The sequence below is a fragment of the Streptomyces sp. NPDC046821 genome (assembly GCF_040645335.1).
Taxonomy (GTDB): Bacteria; Actinomycetota; Actinomycetes; order Streptomycetales; family Streptomycetaceae; genus Streptomyces.
Genome location: NZ_JBEYYB010000008.1, coordinates 20,347 through 38,214, shown reverse-complemented (window position 1 = coordinate 38,214; position 17,868 = coordinate 20,347). Strand labels below are relative to the sequence as shown.

Annotated in this window: 15 protein-coding genes; 9 read left to right on the top strand and 6 right to left on the bottom strand. The window is 72.9% G+C overall.

The genetic code is table 11. The annotated features are described in order from the left end of the window. Positions 1–10: 10 nt before the first annotated feature. The 4 genes from ABZ893_RS17230 to ABZ893_RS17215 form a co-directional block, all read right to left on the bottom strand. Positions 11–1,381, bottom strand: a complete 1,371-nt coding sequence (locus tag ABZ893_RS17230; RefSeq protein WP_361403699.1) for an FtsX-like permease family protein — start codon at positions 1,379–1,381, stop codon at positions 11–13. Beyond that, the gene (locus ABZ893_RS17225) at positions 1,371–2,099 is read right to left on the bottom strand and encodes an ABC transporter ATP-binding protein (protein ID WP_361403696.1); all 729 of its coding nucleotides are present in this window, start codon (positions 2,097–2,099) and stop codon (positions 1,371–1,373) included. The genes ABZ893_RS17230 and ABZ893_RS17225 overlap by 11 nt, the downstream gene beginning before the upstream one ends. After that, the gene (locus ABZ893_RS17220; RefSeq protein WP_361403693.1) at positions 2,096–2,638 is read right to left on the bottom strand and encodes a PadR family transcriptional regulator; all 543 of its coding nucleotides are present in this window, start codon (positions 2,636–2,638) and stop codon (positions 2,096–2,098) included. The genes ABZ893_RS17225 and ABZ893_RS17220 overlap by 4 nt, the downstream gene beginning before the upstream one ends. Before the next feature lie 112 nt (positions 2,639–2,750). Next, positions 2,751–5,675: a beta-N-acetylglucosaminidase domain-containing protein gene (locus ABZ893_RS17215; protein WP_361403690.1), complete on the bottom strand. Its 2,925-nt coding sequence runs from the start codon at positions 5,673–5,675 to the stop codon at positions 2,751–2,753. 348 nt (positions 5,676–6,023) lie between these two features. On the opposite strand from ABZ893_RS17215, the gene ABZ893_RS17210 reads away from it, so the two are divergent. The 6 genes from ABZ893_RS17210 to alc all read left to right on the top strand — a co-directional run bounded on the left by ABZ893_RS17210 (position 6,024) and on the right by alc (position 12,042). Then, entirely contained in the window at positions 6,024–6,269 is a 246-nt protein-coding gene (locus tag ABZ893_RS17210; RefSeq protein WP_361403687.1) for a hypothetical protein, read from the top strand. After that, positions 6,270–8,330 (top strand): 4-alpha-glucanotransferase, encoded by a 2,061-nt coding sequence (gene malQ, locus ABZ893_RS17205; protein WP_361403684.1) that lies wholly within the window; start codon positions 6,270–6,272, stop codon positions 8,328–8,330. Positions 8,331–8,389: 59 nt separating this feature from the next. Next, complete coding sequence (locus ABZ893_RS17200; RefSeq protein ID WP_361403681.1) at positions 8,390–8,629, top strand: hypothetical protein; 240 nt, start codon at positions 8,390–8,392, stop codon at positions 8,627–8,629. A 212-nt stretch (positions 8,630–8,841) separates the two neighbouring features. Then, the gene (locus ABZ893_RS17195; protein WP_361403678.1) at positions 8,842–9,801 is read left to right on the top strand and encodes a DMT family transporter; all 960 of its coding nucleotides are present in this window, start codon (positions 8,842–8,844) and stop codon (positions 9,799–9,801) included. 4 nt (positions 9,802–9,805) lie between these two features. Then, positions 9,806–10,711, top strand: a complete 906-nt coding sequence (locus ABZ893_RS17190; RefSeq protein ID WP_361403675.1) for a LysR substrate-binding domain-containing protein — start codon at positions 9,806–9,808, stop codon at positions 10,709–10,711. Positions 10,712–10,905: 194 nt separating this feature from the next. After that, positions 10,906–12,042, top strand: coding sequence for an allantoicase (alc, locus tag ABZ893_RS17185; RefSeq protein WP_361403672.1), 1,137 nt, complete (start codon positions 10,906–10,908; stop codon positions 12,040–12,042). A gap of 120 nt (positions 12,043–12,162) precedes the next feature. Here the strand turns inward: alc and pepN are convergent, their stop codons facing one another. Then, a complete protein-coding gene (pepN, locus tag ABZ893_RS17180; protein ID WP_361403669.1) occupies positions 12,163–14,733 on the bottom strand; it encodes an aminopeptidase N in 2,571 nt (856 codons plus the stop codon). A 125-nt stretch (positions 14,734–14,858) separates the two neighbouring features. Between pepN and ABZ893_RS17175 the strand changes: the two genes are divergently transcribed. Next, positions 14,859–15,371 carry a DUF1203 domain-containing protein gene (locus ABZ893_RS17175; protein ID WP_361403666.1) on the top strand — a complete coding sequence of 171 codons (513 nt, stop codon included), beginning with the start codon at positions 14,859–14,861 and terminating at the stop codon, positions 15,369–15,371. Between the two features lie 13 nt (positions 15,372–15,384). Here the strand turns inward: ABZ893_RS17175 and ABZ893_RS17170 are convergent, their stop codons facing one another. Then, positions 15,385–16,401: an aspartate-semialdehyde dehydrogenase gene (locus ABZ893_RS17170; protein WP_361403663.1), complete on the bottom strand. Its 1,017-nt coding sequence runs from the start codon at positions 16,399–16,401 to the stop codon at positions 15,385–15,387. A gap of 174 nt (positions 16,402–16,575) precedes the next feature. On the opposite strand from ABZ893_RS17170, the gene ABZ893_RS17165 reads away from it, so the two are divergent. After that, a complete protein-coding gene (locus tag ABZ893_RS17165; RefSeq protein ID WP_361403660.1) occupies positions 16,576–17,097 on the top strand; it encodes a sigma-70 family RNA polymerase sigma factor in 522 nt (173 codons plus the stop codon). A 1-nt stretch (position 17,098) separates the two neighbouring features. Beyond that, on the top strand, positions 17,099–17,803 hold the full coding sequence (locus ABZ893_RS17160; protein WP_361403657.1) for a hypothetical protein: 705 nt from the start codon (positions 17,099–17,101) through the stop codon (positions 17,801–17,803). Positions 17,804–17,868 lie beyond the last annotated feature (65 nt).

Sequence of the window (17,868 nt, the reverse complement as noted above, 5' to 3'; positions counted from 1 at the left end):
TGGCCGCCCGTCAGGCGACGCGCAGCTCCGACGGGGCGATCGAGCGGCGGAGAAGGGGGAGCGAGGTCGCGGTGGCGGCGAGGCAGGCGACGTAGACCGCGGGCGCGACCAGGAGCGGCATGACCACCGGCACGCTCACGCCGAAGAGGGTCGCGTACGCGGCGTGGACGGCGGTGCCGCCGAGCGTCGCGAGGACGAGCGCCGGTGCCAGCGGCAGCGCGGTCTCCAGGAGCAGGGTGCGGGCGAGGACCCGGTGCGGGACCCCGGACGCGGTCTGGGCGGCGAGGGTGCGGCGGCGGGTCGCCACCGACTCGGCGGTGCCCACGGCCAGGCTGACCAGACTGATCGCGAGGGCCACGAGGACGGCCGCGCCCGCGAGGCCGATGCCGAACGTGTAGTAGCCGATGTCCATGCCCAGCCGGCCCTCGCGCTGCTGACGGTGCAGGCCGTCGAGCAGGACCTCCCGGACCCCGACGAACGCGACGCCCACGACGGTGACGAGGAGCAGGGCCGCGTGAGTACGGGAGGCGGCCCACGCGTCCTGGCGGAGCCGGTGCGCGGCGATGAGCACGGCGGGCCGCGCCGAGCTTTCCGCGAGACGTGTGCCCGTCAGCCGGGCCGAGGTCCCGGCCACCCACACCGCCCCGGCCCCCGTCACGACGACCACCGCGCACACCAGCAGAGGTGCCGTCGCGCCGCCTGCGGGACCGCGCAGCACGAGCAGCGCCGAGCCGATGACGACGAGCACCACGGGCACGACCAGGCCGACGAGGACTCCGGGCCCGTGGTCGGCCGTGACCCGGCGTACGTGACCGAGCGGCGACGCCACGACGCGGCGCAGCGCGAACACGCTCACCCCGGCGCCCGCGGCCGGCACCGCGAGGGCCACGGCCACGAAACCGGCCCACGCGAGCGGCACGGGATACCCGGTCGTCGCGAGCATCGCCCCGAACCCGATCAGCGCGAGCACCGAGCCGACGAGGCACGCGAGCCCCGACTCCAGCGCCGCGATCCGCCGCACCTGACGCGGCCCGGCACCGGTGAGCCGCAGCGTCGCGAGCCTGCGGTCACGGTGCACCGCGCCGATACGGGCGGCCTGCCCGAGCAGCCCGGCCACCGGCACGAGGAGCAGCAGCAGCGCGACGACCACGCCCTGCCGCGTGCCCGGCTGGTCGAGCAGCCCGTTCCCGTACGGGACGGAGACCTGCCGGTCGGCGAGGGCGGCGAGGGCGACGGCCCCGAGGCAGAACCCCGTGGCGAGCGCGGCGCCGAACGCGGTCAGCGCGAGCCGCCACCGCTCGCGCCGGTCGGAACCGGCGGCCAGGGCCCACGCGAGCCGGGCGTCGGTATGTACGGAGGGGCGCGTCGTCTCAGACCTCACGGCTCACCGTCCCCGACACCACGCCCTGCCCTTGAACCGCCCCGTCCTGCAACCGCACCTCGCGGTCCGCGTACGCCGCGACCTGGGCGTCGTGCGTGATCAGAACGACCGCCGTGTCGGTCTCGCGGGCCGCGTGGGCAAGGGCCGTCATCACCTGTTCGCCGCCGAGAGAGTCGAGCGCCCCCGTCGGCTCGTCGGCGAAGACGACGCGCGGGCCGGTCACCAACGCGCGGGCCAGCGCGGCCCGTTGGACCTGTCCGCCGCTCAGCTCGCCGGGCCGCATCGCCCGCTGCCCGCGCACCCCGAACCGCTCCAGCCAGGCGTCGGCCCGCGCATGGGCCTCGCCGCGCGCGACCCCCGCGAGCAGCAGCGGCAGCGCCACGTTGTCGAGCACCGGCAGCTCAGGGATGAGCTGCCCGAACTGGAAGACCACGCCGAACTCCGTGCGCCGCAGCTCGCTCAGCCGCTCCTCGGAGAGCTGGTCGAGCCGCTCGTCCCCGTACGACACCGACCCCGCGTCGGGCCGCACGATGCCGGACAGACAGTGCAGGAGCGTCGACTTCCCGCTGCCACTGGCACCTGAGACGGCGAGGATCTCGCCCGCGTGCAGCTCGAGCCCGGCGCCGCGCAGCGCCTCGGTCCTGCCGTACGACTTGCGCAGGTCCCGGGCGGCCAACAGGGGTGCCCCGGCCGGGACTTCACGTGCTTGCGTGCTCATGCTGCGGTGACCTCCGCGGTCAGGGTGGCGAGCCGGTCCGCGGTGGTGTTCATCCAGCGCAGGTCGGCGTCGAGATGGGCGAGGGCGTAGTCGGCGGAGAGAACGGTGGTGAGGTCGGCGCCGGGGTCGGTCTTGAGGGCGGTCAGCTCACGCATCCGTGCCATGTGGGCGGCGCGCTGCTCGCGCAGCAGGGCGGCGGGGTCCACGGCGTCGCCGGCGGCCAGGATCGACACGACGACCTTGGCGAAGATCTCGTTGCTCACGAAGGGCGCGGGCGGGGTGATCTCCCCGGCCCAGCGGGTGAGTTCACGGCCGCCGTCCTCGGTGGACCGGTACAGCGTGCGCTCGGGGCCGCCGTCGGAATCGGTGCCCTCGACCTCGGCGAGGCCGTCGCGCACCAGGCGTTGCAGGGTCGTGTACACCTGCCCGTAGGCCAGCGGCCGGGCCTGCGGGAAGCGTTCGTCGTAGCGCCGCTTGAGGTCGTAGCCATGACTCGGACCCCCAGCCAGCAGCCCGAGAAGGACGTGACGGGTGCTCATGGGCGTCAGTATGCACTCGGTGTATGTACTGAGTACATAGTGGCTGGGCGGGAAGTCCGGCAGGCAGTGAAGTGAGAGCCGAACTTCCGCTTACGTCATGGCAGTTATCGCGTCACTCCGCGACCGCGTACGCCTCCACCGACCACAGCGAGTACCCGAACCGCGTGGCCCTCTTGTCGCCCTGGACGCGGACGAAGCGCACGTCGTGGGCGTCCATGCGGACCGACTCGCGGCCCCCGCGCCCGTCCTTCACCGTCGCCGCCGTGCGCCACGACCTGCCGTCGGCCGACGTCTGGATCCGGTAGCGCTTCGCGTAGGCGTCCTGCCAGTGCAGGACGACCTGGCCGAGCCGGACCGGCTTCGCCAGTTCGGTCTGCCACCACGCGCCGTCCTCGGCCGGGGACGACCAACGCGTCTGCGGATCACCGTCGGCCGCGGCCGACGCCGGGAAGTCCGCTGTCTCGTCGGCCGACGACGAGGCCTTGCCCGTGCGCACCAGATCCGGGCCCGCCGTCCGCGGATACGCCCGCACCTCCACCGTGCGCTTCGTCCCGTCGAAGCTGACCGGGACGTCGTACGTGCCCGCCGGGGTGCCCTCAGGGACCGTGATCTCCACCGGTGCGGTCACCTCCGTGCCGCGCGGGAGCGTCGCCTGCGCCGGCACCCGCACCGAGATGCCGCGCGGGCCCTTGGCGCTGAGCCGCCCCGCCACGTCCCCCGGCCGCTGCGACGCCAGACGCGCGCCCACCCGCTGGGTGCCGCCGCCGATCTCCGCGTCCAGCTCCGCGTGGGCCAGCTCGAACGACGCCTCGGGCGAGTCCGCGTACCAGGGCACGACATGGCTGACCGAGCCCTTCGGGGCGCCGGTCACACGGATCGCGTCCGCGCGCACGTCCTTCGCCCGGTGCTCGGTGAACCCGCTGTCCGAGAGCGCCCCGACGGACTTCCAGCCCGCGCCCGGCACATGGGCCTGCACGGTGCCGCCGGTGCCGGGCTCGGCCAGGACGGTCACCGAGTCGAGCTTCCGGGCCCGTTCCCACCGCGCGTCCGCGCCACCCGCCGCACCCGCGCGCCGCGTCCCCGACCACTTCTCGTACGCCTGCTGCGCCTGGTCCAGGAACGGGTCGAGGACGCCCTTGCCGACCGCGACCCGGTGTTCCTTCAGCTCCGCCCGCCGCTCCTCGAGCAGCCGGGCCGCCCGCCACGCCGCCGCGCCGTCACCGCGGGCCTGCGCGTCCAGCATGTCGACGGCCGCTTCTCCGGCCGCCCCGTACCGCGCCAACTGGTCGCTCCAGGGCCGGACTTCAGTAGCCAGGGGAGTGGAACGGAGCCGCTCCGGCGTCCGCCGCATCACTGTGAACTCGCCCCGCAGCTGCTTCGCCGCCGCCGCGAACCGCGCGCGGTCGGTGACCAGCGTCGTACGCGAGTCCCAGAAGCGGGACATGACCGGCCGCAGGTACGCGGACTCGTCGCCGCCGAGCACCGACGACGCGTCGTTGCCCGCGAGGGCGCCCAGTGCCTCCCGGATGTCCTTGTCGCCGCCCGCCAGGTCGTCGATCGCGGCCTTCCAGGACTCCTGCGGGCGGTAGTCGCGCGGGTTCCACGCGTAGTCCGCCGTCGTGAACAGCGGGATGCGGGAGGCCGCGGGCTGCTCCATCGCGTTGGCGAGCAGCGCCGCCGAGCCCGTCGCCACCGCCGGTTCGCGGCCCGTGTAGGGCCCGAGGAAGATACGGCTCTGCGCGTAGTCGTTGACCGGATAGTTGTCCATCGTGACGATGGAGTGCGCGGACCCGAACGCGGCCCGGGTGTCCGCGAGTTCATGCCCGGTGATGGTGCGCGGGACCACGCCGACGCCCGTCCACGCCACCTCGACCCGTTCGTCGAGCCGGCTCGCGAGCGCCCCCCGGTAATCCGTCGACCCGTCCTGGTAGAACTCGGTCGGCATCAGGGACAGCGGCCCCGCGTCCGGGTGGCGGTCGGCGAGGTGCCGCGCCACCGCGTTCGCCACGCGCGCCTGCGCCCGCGCCGCCGCCTCGGGACCCGAGCCGAACGTCCGCGCGTCCGCGTCGCAGTGCCACTCGCTGTACGACACGTCCTGGAACTGGAGCTGGAACGCCCGCACGCCGAGCGCCCACATGGCGTCGACCTTGCGGTTCAGGGCCTTGACGTCGTCGTCCGACGACAGGCACATCGCCTGCCCCGGCGCCACGGCCCAGGACAGCGTCACGTGATTGGCGCGGGCCCGCTCCGCGAGCGCCCGGAAGTCCGCGCGCCGGTCGGCCGGATACGGCTCACGCCACCGCGCCTGCCGGAACGGGTCGTCGCCCGGCGCGTACAGATAGCGGTTCTGCTTGGTGCGCCCCATGAAGTCGAGCTGGGCGAGCCGCTGTTCACGGGTCCACGGAGTCCCGTAGAACCCCTCCGTCATGCCGCGCACGGCCGTCCCCGGCCAGTCCCGTACGACGACCCCGACGATCCGCTGTGCGCGCACGAGCTGCCGGAGCGTCTGGACGGCGTGGAACAGGCCGTCGCCGCCGACGCCCTCCATGGCGACGGTGTCCCGTCCGGCGGCCTGCCCGACGGCGAGCCGGTACCCGCCGGAGGGGAGGTCCTCGCGGGCGGAGGCGCCGAGGGTGCGGAGCGTGGCGTCGAGGTCTCGGCCGGGCGTCTTCCCGGCGGTGACGGAGCCGGCTCGCACCACGAGCGCGGGACCGGAGGGCACGGCGTCCGTCGCCTCGGTGATCTTCCGTGCCCCCGCCTCGCGCAGCACCGTGCGCAGGGCGTCGATCGCGTACCGGTCGGCGCCGGGTCCCGCGACCAGGACGACCTCGTCGGTCACGGCTACGGAGGGTGCCGCGGCCCGTACGGACTGCGGCCGGGGCCACACCGGCGGGACGGGCGCCTCGGTGTCACGGTCACCCGCGGTGACGGGGTGGCCGGGCGGGGCCGCCACGGCTGTGGAGGCTCCCCCGAGCGCACTGGCGATGACGGCGACAGCGATCGCCGCCGCACTCTTCCTGCGGCGCAGGAACTGCACGGCTCACTCCTCGTCGATCTGGGTCGTAGGTCGGGACACCGTGGCGGGACTGGTCAGGTCGCAGGTGTCACAGAGTGTCAGCCGAGCCCACCACTGACCGGGCCGGAGTGTCAACGGCGGTGGCCGTTGTGCCGCAATTGCCCGATGGGGTGCGGCACGGAATGCTGTGAGAAGGGGCTTCCGTCCCCCGATCGGAGTACGTCCGACTGGCGAACCGAATGTGACCAGTGCCACGTTGTCCGGCCGTACAGGTCTGCCTTCGTGCTCGCTGGGTAGGGCTGCCGAGACCGTCGCCCACGAAAAGATCCACGACAAGACCCGCGAAGAACCGCGAAAAGGGAGGCCATCATGGCCGCATCAGCGCACCTTCTGCTCTCGGCCCTGTCCAAACAGGCGGACGTCTTCCTGCCCGCCCCCGCGCTTCCGCTCCCTGACGAGTTCGCGTTCGGCGCCGAACTTCCGCTCACCAGCGAGCCGCCCCTCGCCGACGCCGAGCCGCTGACCAGCGAGCCCGCCCTCGTCGACACCGCACCCCTCACGAGCGAACCCTTCGCCACCGGCATGGCCTCGGGCCTGGGCCCCTCGGGGGTCTGAGTGACGCTTGCCCGGCTCGCCGAGCTGCACGGGGTCGCCCCGTCCTACTCCCCGTCGCCCGGCCGCACGGCCGTGGCCCCGGACGCCGCGCTCGTCGCCGTCCTCGCCGCTCTGGGCGTCGACGCGCGCACGCCCGAGTCCGTACGGGAGGCGCTGGCCGCGCGCGAGACGGCGGACAAGGAGCGGCTGCTGCCGCTGACCGTCGTCCTGTGGACGAGTGAGCCGGCCCCGGCCTGGGCGCGCGAGCTGCCCGAAGGGGTGACCCTCCGGCTGGTCACCGAGCAGGGCGAGCGGATCGACGCCTGGCAGCCACCGGGCACCGTGCCCGTCGGCGTGCACCGGCTGAGCGCCACCACTCCTGAGGGCCTGACGGCCGACGCCCACCTGATCGTCGCCCCGCCCCGCGTACGCACCCCGGGTGAGCGCAGTTACGGACTGCTCGTCCAGCTCTACTCCCTGCTGTCCGCGCGGTCCTGGGGCATGGGCGACCTCGGTGACCTGGCCGACCTCGCCGCCTGGGCGGGCCGCACCGCAGGCGCCGGATTCATCCAGGTCAACCCGCTGCACGCGGCCGTACCCGGCGGTGACGCACCCACCGACCCCTCCCCGTACCGCCCGTCCTCGCGCCGTTTCCCGGACCCGGTGCACCTGCGCGTCGAGGACATCCCGGAGTACGCGTACTTGCCCGACGCCGACCGGGAGCGCGTCGGCGCACTGCTCGCCGAGGCCGCCCGGCTGCGTGACGGCGTCCTGCACGACGGTGCGCTCATCGACCGTGACGCCGTGTGGGACCTCAAGCGGCGCGCCCTCGACCTCGTCCTGCGCGTCCCGCTCAGCCCCGGCCGCCGCGCCGCCTACTGGGACTTCCTCGCCGAACAGGGCGCCGACCTGGAGCGGCACACCACGTGGTGCGCCCTCGCGGAGAAGCACGGCCCCGACTGGCACACCTGGCCCGAGCCCCTGCGCGACCCCGACTCGCCCGAAACCGCCCGCGCCCGCACCGAGGCGATGGACCGCGTCGACCACCACAGCCACCTCGCCTGGCTCACCGACGCCCAGCTCGCCGCCGCCCAGCGCGCCGCTCGCGACGCGGGCATGTCCGTCGGACTCGTCCACGACCTGGCCGTCGGCGTGCACCCGGCGGGCGCCGACGCGTGGGCCCAGCGCGACATCGTCGCCGAGGGCATGTCGGTGGGCGCGCCCCCCGACGCCTTCAACGCGCGCGGCCAGGACTGGGGCCTGCCCCCGTGGCGCCCAGACCGGCTCGCCCAGACCGGCTACGCCCCGTACCGGGCGCTCCTGCGCGGCCTGTTCGCGCACGCGGGCGCGGTGCGCATCGACCACGTCATGGGCCTGTTCCGGCTCTGGTGGGTCCCGGCAGGACAGCCCCCGACCGAGGGGACGTACGTGCGTTACGACGCCGAGGCCATGCTCGCCGTCCTCGCCCTGGAGGCCCACCGCGCCGACGCCCTGGTGATCGGCGAGGACCTCGGCACGGTCGAGCCCGGCGTCCGCGAGAGGCTCGGCGAGCGCGGCGTGCTCGGTACGTCCGTTCTCTGGTTCGAGCGTGACTGGGACGGCACGGGCCTCCCGGTGCCGCCCGAGCAGTGGCGTACGGACTGTGTCGCGACCGCCACCACCCACGACCTGCCGTCCACCGCTGCCCGGCTCACCGGCGACCATGTGCGGCTGCGGGACCGGCTCGGCCTGCTCGGGCGGCCCCTCGGCCAGGAGGAGGCCGAGGCTGCCGCCGAAGTCGCCGAGTGGACCGCCCTGTTCGCCCGCCTCGGACTGCTGCCCGGCGGCGGGGGAGAGGGCCTGTGCGAGGAGGAGGAGATCCGCGCCGTCCACCGCTTCCTGCTGCGCACCCCGGCCCGGATGATCGGCGTCTGGCTGCCCGACGCGGTGGGCGACCGGCGCCCGCAGAACCTGCCGGGGACCTGGGACCAGTACCCGAACTGGCGGCTCCCGATCGCCGATCCCACCGGTCGTCCGGTCACCTTCGAGGAGCTCACGGCCTCGCCCCGGGCCCGCGCGCTCATCGACGTCCTGCGCTCCTGACTTCCCCGTACGGCACCCCCGGGCGCGCGGGCCGTTCAGGGGTTCGCTACGTTTGCACCGTGGACAACAAGAACGCCCTGCGCGCCGGCGCCCTGGCTGCCGGTACGACGCTGATGATGCTGCTCATGTCGTCTCCCGCGCTCGCGCTGACGCGCGACGACGGCGACGACCCCGGTCCGGGCCTCAGTGTCATCCAGACGCTCGGCCTCTATGTGGCGCTGCCGATCGTGCTGTTCCTGGTCATCGCGGGCCTCGTGATGGTCCTCGACAAGTCCCACAAGCAGCAGAAGCAGGGCTGACGACCGCACCCACCCTTCCGTACGTCTTTCCCTGAGGGCGTCCCCGCGTGCACCGCGCACCGGGGGCGCCCTCAGGCGTTCCACCGTTCAGTTCGCGTGACCTTTCAGCTCGCGTGAACAGAGTCAGCGGAAAGTTTCGATGGACCTGACGGGTGCGGGGCTGGGACGGTGGGCCTGAGAGCGAGACGCCGCAGCTCAGGAGGACGGACCCGATGGTGGCCCTGGACGACCGGACATCCGTACGCGCAGGGAACGGCACCGGAAACGGCACCGGGAACGGCACCGGGAACGGCCTCGGCGCCGGGCTCGCGCTCGCCGCACTCGCCACCGTCGTCTGGTCCGGCAGCTTCGTCACCTCACGCGCCCTGCACGACAGCGTGCCGCCGGTCCAGCACGCGTTCTGGCGCTGGATCATCGCGATCGCGGCCGTGACGCCCTTCGCGGCCCGGACGGCCTGGCGGCAGCGGGCACTGCTCCGCGCCCACCTCCGCTACCTGCTGCTCGCCGCCCTCCTCGGCGTCACCGTCTACAACACCCTCGTCAACCAGGCCGCCATGACCACGACCGCCGGGAACATGGGCATGATCATGGCCGCGTCACCGGTCCTGATGGCGCTCTACGAACGCCTCGGCGGCGCACGGCTCGGCGCCCGCCGCGTGACCGGCACCGTCATCGCCTGCGCCGGCGTCCTGCTCCTGGTCAGCAAGGGGTCCCTGACGCCCGACTTCACGGCCGGTGACCTGTGGGTGGTCGCGGGGGCGGTCTCCTTCGGCTCGTACAGCGCGCTGCTCAGGCGCCGCCCGGCCGAGATCGCCGGGCCCGCGTTCCTGCTCGCGACCTTCGTGCTCGGGGCGCTGATGCTGTTCCCCGTGTTCGCCGTGAGCCTGGCCGTCCAGGGCGGCTTCGAGCCGACGACGGCGACCGTCGCACCGCTCCTGTACGTCGGCGTGGTGTCCTCCGCCGTCGCGTTCTTCGCCTGGAACAAGGCCATCGAACGCGTCGGCGCCGCCCGCGCCGGCCTCGTCTACTACCTCCAGCCGGTCTGCGTGGCCCTGCTCTCGTACGCGCTCCTCGGCGAGGCCATGGGCTGGACCCAGCTCCTGTGCATGGCGCTGATCCTGGCCGGGGTAGCCCTCGGATCCGCTGCCCGGAGCCCCGCCCGGATACGTTGACCCCATGCGCACCGCCGACTGGGACATCAAGAAGCTCGCCATCCTGCGGGCCCTGCGGGACCGGGGGACCGTCACGGCCACCGCGCAGGCCCTGCTCATGACCCCGTCGGCCGTGTCCCAGCAGCTGACCAACCTGTCCAAGCAGCTCGGCGTGCCGCTCCTGGAGGCGCACGGCCGCCGCGTCCGCCTCACCGACGCCGCCCACCTCGTCCTGCACCACGCCGAAGCGGTGTTCGCCCAACTGGAGCGCGCCGACGCCGAGTTGGCCGCGTACCTCCAGGGCGAGTCCGGTCAGGTCCGGGTCGGCGCCTTCTCCACCGCCGTCCCCGCCCTCGTCGTCCCCGCCGTACGCGCCCTGCGCACCGCCCACCCCGGGATCACCGTCCGCGTCTTCGAGGCGGAGGCCGCCGAGGCGTACGAACTGCTCTCGGCCGGTGACGTGGACCTGGCCCTGTCGCTCGCCGCGCACGCGCCCACCGCGCGCGACCCCAAGTTCACTCGCGTCCCGCTGATGGCCGACCCGCTCGACGTGGCCCTGCCGGAAGGGCATCCGCTGGCGGGACGGGCGCGCCCGCGCCTCGCCGAGCTGGCCGGGGAGCAGTGGATCTTCGGCGGTTCCGGGCCCTGGTCGGAGATCACTGTGGCGGCGTGCGAGGCCGCCGGGTTCTTCCCGGAGCAGGCGCACAGTGCGGCGGGCTGGACCGCGATCCTCGCGATGGTCGAGGCCGGGATGGGCGTCGCCCTCGTCCCGCGCATGGCGGCGGCGAGCCGGGAGGGCGTCGTGATGCGTGAGCTGGGGGACGACCGGCCTGTCCGGCATGTGGTCGCGGCCGTCCGCAGGGGCGCGGAGGAGGCGCCGGCGGTGTCCCGGGTGCTTGACGCGCTGCGGGAGGCGGCGGGGGAGCGGTGAGGGTGCGGCCGGCGGTGGGTGAACCGGTACACCAAGCGGCGTGGGCCACCTGCGATGACGGTGCACCTGGCGGCGTGGGCCACCTGCGATGACCGCTCACCGTGACAGATCGGGCGCGACCGTTCAGTTTTTCTGAACGTGTTGGTCGAAAAGTTTCGCTGGACCTAAGTGCTCTTCGGCCCCACAGTGGAAATATGACGACAGCCGATGCTCCGCTCGAAGACCCGCACGCCAACGACGCCAACCCCTACGGTGGCGGCGACCCGTACGCCGACTACCGCACCTTCGGTGACGCCGCCGCGTTCACCGACCTCGTGGACCTGGCCGACCGCCGGCTCGGCGCGGGCGTCATCGCCGCCAACGACGAGTTCTTCGCCATGCGCGAGAACCTCCTGATCCGCGAGCGCGCCGTCTTCGACCCGGAGCACTTCGGGCACAAGGGCAAGATCATGGACGGCTGGGAGACCCGCCGTCGCCGCGGCACCACCGAGGAGCCCTTCCCCGCTCCCGAGGACCACGACTGGGCGATCGTGCGGCTCGGCGCGCCCGGCATCATCCGCGGCATCATCGTCGACACCGCCCACTTCCGCGGCAACTACCCGCAGAAGGTCAGCATCCAGGCGACCTCCGTAGCCGGCTCGCCCGGCCCGGACGAGCTTCTCGCCGACGACGTGAAGTGGGAGGAGATCGTCCCGAAGAGCCAGGTCAAGGGCCACGCGGCGAACGCCTTCACGATCACCTCCGAGCGCCGCTGGACCCACATCCGCGTCTGCCAGCACCCCGACGGCGGCATCGCCCGCCTGCGCGTGCACGGCGAGGTCGTCCCGGACCCGGAGTGGCTGGACCTGCTCGGCACGTTCGACCTCATCGCCGTGCTCAACGGCGGCGCCTACGAGGACGCGTCCGACAAGTTCTACTCGTCGCCGACGCAGATCATCCTGCCGGGCACCTCGCAGAAGATGGACGACGGCTGGGAGAACCGCCGCCGCCGTGTCCGTGGCACCAACGACTGGGTCCGCTTCCGCCTCGCGGCGCAGGGCGCGATCCGCGCCGTCGAGATCGACACGGCGTACCTGAAGGGCAACTCGGCCGGCTGGATCGCGCTGAGCGGCCGTGACGGCGAGACCGGCGAGTGGTTCGAGATCATCCCCCGCACCCGCCTGCAGCCCGACACCGTGCACCGCTTCAAGCTCCCCTCGGAGGCTGTCGCCACGCACGTCCGCCTGGACACGTTCCCTGACGGGGGCGTCGCCCGTATGCGTCTGTTCGGGGGGCTGACGGAAACGGGCCGTGCGGAGCTGGGCCGCAAGTTCACCGAGCTGAACGGCTGACACGCGGTACGGCCGGCCTCGGTACACCGAGTCTGACCGGCTGACGCTTCGCACAGCAAAGGCGCCCGGCACCGGAGAGATCCGGTGCCGGGCGCCTTCACGTATCCGCGCAGGGCGTGATTACGCGTCCGCCCCCTGCGCCCGCAGCGCCCGCTCGATGCCCGACCGGGACTCCGAGACCAGTCGGCGCAGGGCCGCGTTCGGCTCGGCCGACGACAACCACGCGTCCGTCGCGTCCAGGGTCTCCTGGGACACCTGGATCGCCGGGTACAGGCCGACGGCGACCTGCTGCGCCATCTCGTGCGAGCGGGACTCCCACACGTCCTTGACCGCCGCGAAGAACTTCTCCGTGTACGGGGCGAGCAGCTCGCGCTGGTCGGTCTGGACGAAGCCGCCGATGACCGCTTCCTGGATCGCGTTCGGGAGCTTGTCGGACTCGACGACGGACGCCCAGGCCTCCGCCTTCGCCTCGTCCGTCGGGCGCGCCGCGCGGGCCGTCGCCGCGTGCCGCTCGCCCGCCGCCGTCCTGTCCCGCTCGTACTCGGCGGCGATCTCCGCCTCGTCGAACCGGCCGACCGCCGCGAGCCGCTCCACGAGCGCCCAGCGCAGCTCCGTGTCGACGGCCAGGCCCTCGACCGTCTGCGTGCCCTCAAGGAGCGCTTCCAGCAGGTCGAGCTGCTCCGGCGTGCGGGCCGTCGCCGCGAACGCGCGGGCCCACGCGAGCTGGTGGTCGCTGCCCGGCTCCGCCGCACGCAGGTGCGCGAGCGTCGCCTCGGTCCAGCGGGTCAGCGCCGCGTCCCGGCCGGCCGGGGCCGCGTACAGGTCGATCGCCAGCTTCACCTGGCGGTGCAGGGACTGCACGACGCCGATGTCCGTCTCCTTGCCGATGCCCGACAGGACCAGCTCCAGGTAGGCGCTGGTGGGCAGTTCGGCGTCGCGCGTCATGTCCCACGCCGACGCCCAGCACAGGGCGCGCGGCAGGGACGACTCGAAGTCGCCCAGGTGCTCGGTGACGAACGCGAGGGACTTCTCGTCGAGGCGGACCTTCGCGTAGGAGAGGTCGTCGTCGTTGAGGAGGATCACGGCGGGACGGTGCCTGCCGACGAGCCGGCCGACCTGCGTCAGCTCGGCCGCGGCGACGTCCAGCTCGATGCGGTCGGCGCGCACCAGCTTGCCGCTCTCGTCGTCGAGGTCGTACAGGCCGATCGCGATGCGGTGCGGACGGAGTGTCGGCTCGCCCTTGGCACCGGCGGGGAGCGCGGGGGCCTCCTGGCGGATGGCGAACGACGTGATGACGCCGTGTGCGTCCGTCTCGATCTCCGGGCGCAGGACGTTGATGCCGGCCGTCTGGAGCCAGGCCTTCGCCCACGCCGTCAGGTCGCGCCCGCTCGTCTCCTCAAGGGCGCCGAGCAGGTCGGAGAGGCGCGTGTTCCCGAACGCGTGGCGCTTGAAGTACGCCTGCACGCCCTGGAAGAACTCGTCCATGCCGACGTACGCGACGAGCTGCTTGAGGACGCTCGCGCCCTTCGCGTACGTGATGCCGTCGAAGTTGACGAGGACGTCGTCGAGGTCGCGGATCTCGGCCATGATCGGGTGCGTCGACGGGAGCTGGTCCTGCCGGTACGCCCATGTCTTCATGGAGTTCGCGAACGTCGTCCACGAGTGCGGCCAGCGGCTCTCCGGCGCGTACGCCTGGCAGGCGATCGACGTGTACGTGGCGAACGACTCGTTCAGCCACAGGTCGTTCCACCACTCCATCGTCACGAGGTCGCCGAACCACATGTGCGCCAGCTCGTGGAGGATCGTCTCGGCGCGCACCTCGTACGCGGCGTCCGTCACCTTCGAACGGAACACGTACTGGTCGCGGATGGTCACCGCGCCCGCGTTCTCCATCGCGCCCGCGTTGAACTCCGGCACGAACAGCTGGTCGTACTTGGCGAACGGGTACGCGTAGTCGAACTTCTCCTGGAACCAGTCGAAGCCCTGCCGCGTGACCTCGAAGATCGCGTCCGAGTCCAGGAACTCGGCGAGCGACGGACGGCAGTAGATCCCCAGCGGCACGCTCTGCCCGCCCGGACCCTCGTACGTGGAGTGCACCGCGTGGTACGGGCCGACGATCAGGGCCGTGATGTACGTGGAGATGCGCGGCGTCGGCTCGAAGACCCAGAGGTCGTCCTTGGGCTCCGGCGTCGGCGAGTTGGAGATGACGGTCCAGCCGGCCGGGGCCTTCACGGTGAACTGGAACGTTGCCTTGAGGTCCGGCTGCTCGAAGTTCGCGAACACGCGGCGCGCGTCCGGCACCTCGAACTGCGTGTACAGATAGGCCTGTTGGTCGACCGGGTCGACGAAGCGGTGCAGTCCCTCACCGGTGTTCGTGTACGCGCAGTCGGCGACGACCTTCAGCTCGTTCGCCCCGGCCGCCAGCTCGGGGAGCGCGATCCGCGAGTCGCGGAACACGGCCGCCACGTCCAGGGACTTCCCGTTCAGGACGACCTCGTGGACCGCCGGCGCGACCAGGTCGATGAACGACTCGGCGCCCGCCTGAGCGCTCTCGAACCGCACGCTGGTCACGGACCGGTAGGTGCCCCCCTCCTGCGCGCCGGAGAGGTCGAGATCGATCTCGTACGACTCGACACTGAGCAGGCTCGCCCGCTGCTGCGCCTCTTCACGGGTCAGATTGGTGCCAGGCACGCGGTCATCTCCTAGGTCCGGTCTACGTTTGTGACGTTTCCGGTCATCCTTCCACGTGGGAAGCGGAGAGCGCGATGTCCGTTTTCCGCCGGTGAACCCGCGCGCGCGGGGCGAGCCTTGAACACATGACGACGTACACCGCACAGCCCATCGGACCGGACACGCTCAAGGAACTGAGGGACACCGACGACGCGGGGCGCCCCTGCGTCGCGTACACCGCGACGGACGCCGCCGCCGTCGGCTCACCGCTGCGCTGCTGCCTGCGCCCGGTCGAGCGCGGCGAGCGCATCGCCCTTGTCTCGTACGCGCCCCTGCGGCGCTGGAGCGAGGCCACGGGAGCCCACCCGGGCGCGTACGACGAGCAGGGCCCGGTCTTCATCCACGCCGACGCGTGCGCGGGACCGGACCCGGACACCGCCGGCTACCCCTTCGACCGGGCCGGCGCCCTGCGCACGGTGCGCCGCTACGACGCCAGGGGGCACATCGTCGGCGGGCGCCTCCTGGAGATCCCGGAGGACGCCACGGCCGGGTTCGACGCCGCGTTCACCGAGGCGTTCGACGACCCGCACGTGGCACTCGTCCACGTGCGGGCCCTGGAGTACGGCTGCTTCCAGTTCGAGGTGCGCAGGCCGCGGTAGGAACGGGTGGGCGTCAGCCCTTGAGCTCCTTCGCGACGAGCTCCGCGATCTGCACCGCGTTCAGCGCGGCGCCCTTGCGGAGGTTGTCGTTCGAGACGAACAGCGACAGGCCGTGCTCGACCGTCTCGTCACCGCGGATACGGCCCACGAACGACGCGTCCTTGCCCGCGGCCTGGAGCGGCGTCGGGATCTCGGACAGCTCGACGCCGGGGGCGCCGGTCAGCAGCTCGGTCGCGCGCTCGACGGACAGCGGGCGGGCGAAGCGGGCGTTGATCTGCAGCGAGTGACCCGAGAAGACCGGGACGCGCACGCAGGTGCCGGAGACCTTGAGGGCCGGGATCTCCAGGATCTTGCGGGACTCGTTACGGAGCTTCTGCTCCTCGTCCGTCTCGTTCAGACCGTCCTCGACGATGGCGCCGGCCAGCGGCACCACGTTGAACGCGATGGGGCGCTTGTAGACCTGCGGCTCGGGGAACTCGACGGCCTCGCCGTCGTGCGTCAGCTTGTCCGCCTCCGACACGACCTTCTGCGCCTGGCCGTGCAGCTCGGCGACGCCCGCGAGACCCGAACCGGAGACCGCCTGGTAGGTGGCGACCACGAGGGCTTCGAGGCCGGCCTCGTCGTGCAGCGGACGCAGGACCGGCATCGCGGCCATCGTCGTGCAGTTCGGGTTGGCGATGATGCCCTTGGGGCGGTCCGCGATCGCGTGCGGGTTCACCTCGGAGACCACGAGGGGGACCTCGGGGTCCTTGCGCCACGCGGACGAGTTGTCGATCACGACCGCGCCCTGCGACGCGACCTTCTCGGCCAGCGCCTTGGAGGTGGCGCCGCCCGCGGAGAACAGCACGATGTCGAGGCCCGTGTAGTCGGCCGTCGAGGCGTCCTCCACCGTCACACCGTCGACGACCGACCCGGCCGAACGGGCCGAGGCGAACAGGCGCAGCTCGTCGACCGGGAAGTTCCGCTCGACCAGGATCTTGCGCATGACCGTGCCGACCTGACCGGTGGCTCCGACGATTCCGACCTTCACAGGGATTTCCTCCGTACGTTCACAACAGCGGGGGTGTGTTCCATGATGCGTCTGTCCAGGCCCGCCTTGTCCAATCGATTGTCCGAGGTGCGGGACGCCACATTCTCCGTCTCACGGTGTGAACGTTTTCGCCGGTCCGCGCGTCGTAGGAGGGACGCGGGGAGGGGAGGGGCATTGCTGCGCAGAAGAACGCGGCGGGCGGAGGCGGCGGATCCGCTGGACTCCGTGCAGGAGGACCGGGTGCGGGCCGTGCTCTCGCTGGGCGGGGTGCCGCACGGCGAGCTGCAGGACGGCGTCCAGCAGGTGCGGCTGCGGCTCCTGGAGCGGGCCGCGCGCGGTGACGAGGCGCCGCGCGACGTGTCCGCGTGGGCCGCCGTCGTCGCCTCGAACCTGGCCATGGACTGGCACCGGGCCCGCAGCCGCCAGGAACGCCTCGGCGAGCGCCTGGCCGCGCTGCGCCAGGAGCACCGCGTGCAGGACGCCGCCGAGTCCCGCGTCCTGTCCCTCGCGGTGGCCCAGGGCCTGGACGAACTCCCGGACCAGCAGCGCCAGGTCGTCGTCCTGCGCTTCTACGCGGATCTGCCGGTCCGGGCGATAGCGGCCGAGCTGGGCATTCCGGAGGGCACGGTCAAGAGCAGGCTGCACACGGCGGTACGCGCACTGCGGGCACGGCTGCGCGAAGGGGAGGTGGTGTGACATGGAGGAGCGTGAGGATCGCCTGCTGATGCTGGCGCTCACCGGGGAGCCGCTCCCGCCCGGGGACCGGGACGACCCGGAGGCGGCGGCCGCGTACGCGGATGTCGCCCTCCTCCGCGAGCAGCTGCGGGGGATCGGGGACGCGCTGGCGGCCCGGGAGGCTCCGGCGCCGGTCGTGCGTGTGCGGCGGCCCCGTAAGCGGCTGCGCCTGGCCCTCGGCTCGCTCGCCGCCGCCGGTGCGTTCGGCGTCGCGGGCGTCATGACGTGGCTCGTCGCCCAGCCCGGGGGGTACGGGGCGTCCGGCGCGGCCGACAAGTCCGTGAGCGAGAGCCGCGGTGACGCCAAGAGCAAGGGCGCGGATCTCGGCCCGGAAGGGCTCGTGGCGTGCTCCCGGCTCGTAGTGGAGGGCACCGTCGACCGGGTCGTGCCCGAGCCCGGCGGCGACGGCGACCGCGTCACGCTGACCGTGAGCCACTACTACAAACCGGGCTCCGGACCGGGGAAGACCACGTTCACCATGGACCGCGACGCCGACCCCCGCCTGAAGCCGGGCGACCACGCGCTGATCACCGTCCCCCTGGGCGGCGACCACCCGGACAACTGGGCCACCGGCAAGGACGTCAGACCCCTGCGCGACCTGATCGTCAAGGCGCTGCCGGGCTCACGTGGCCTGAAGTGCGGGCAGGGCGAGGGCCCGGGCGTGTGAAACCGGGCCGCCCCTGGCGAAAGCCGACGCATGACGCGGGCCCACGCATGGCGAAGGCCCGCCGA

What these genes read in the sequence shown, in the direction of transcription:
- ABZ893_RS17225 (WP_361403696.1), bottom strand. Translation starts at nt 2,099, where the DNA reads ATGAGCACGCAAGCACGTGAAGTCCCGGCCGGGGCACCCCTGTTGGCC.
- ABZ893_RS17220 (WP_361403693.1), bottom strand. Translation starts at nt 2,638, where the DNA reads ATGAGCACCCGTCACGTCCTTCTCGGGCTGCTGGCTGGGGGTCCGAGT.
- ABZ893_RS17210 (WP_361403687.1), top strand. Translation starts at nt 6,024, where the DNA reads ATGGCCGCATCAGCGCACCTTCTGCTCTCGGCCCTGTCCAAACAGGCG.
- ABZ893_RS17195 (WP_361403678.1), top strand. Translation starts at nt 8,842, where the DNA reads ATGGTGGCCCTGGACGACCGGACATCCGTACGCGCAGGGAACGGCACC.
- ABZ893_RS17190 (WP_361403675.1), top strand. Translation starts at nt 9,806, where the DNA reads ATGCGCACCGCCGACTGGGACATCAAGAAGCTCGCCATCCTGCGGGCC.
- alc (WP_361403672.1), top strand. Translation starts at nt 10,906, where the DNA reads ATGACGACAGCCGATGCTCCGCTCGAAGACCCGCACGCCAACGACGCC.
- ABZ893_RS17175 (WP_361403666.1), top strand. Translation starts at nt 14,859, where the DNA reads ATGACGACGTACACCGCACAGCCCATCGGACCGGACACGCTCAAGGAA.
- ABZ893_RS17160 (WP_361403657.1), top strand. Translation starts at nt 17,099, where the DNA reads ATGGAGGAGCGTGAGGATCGCCTGCTGATGCTGGCGCTCACCGGGGAG.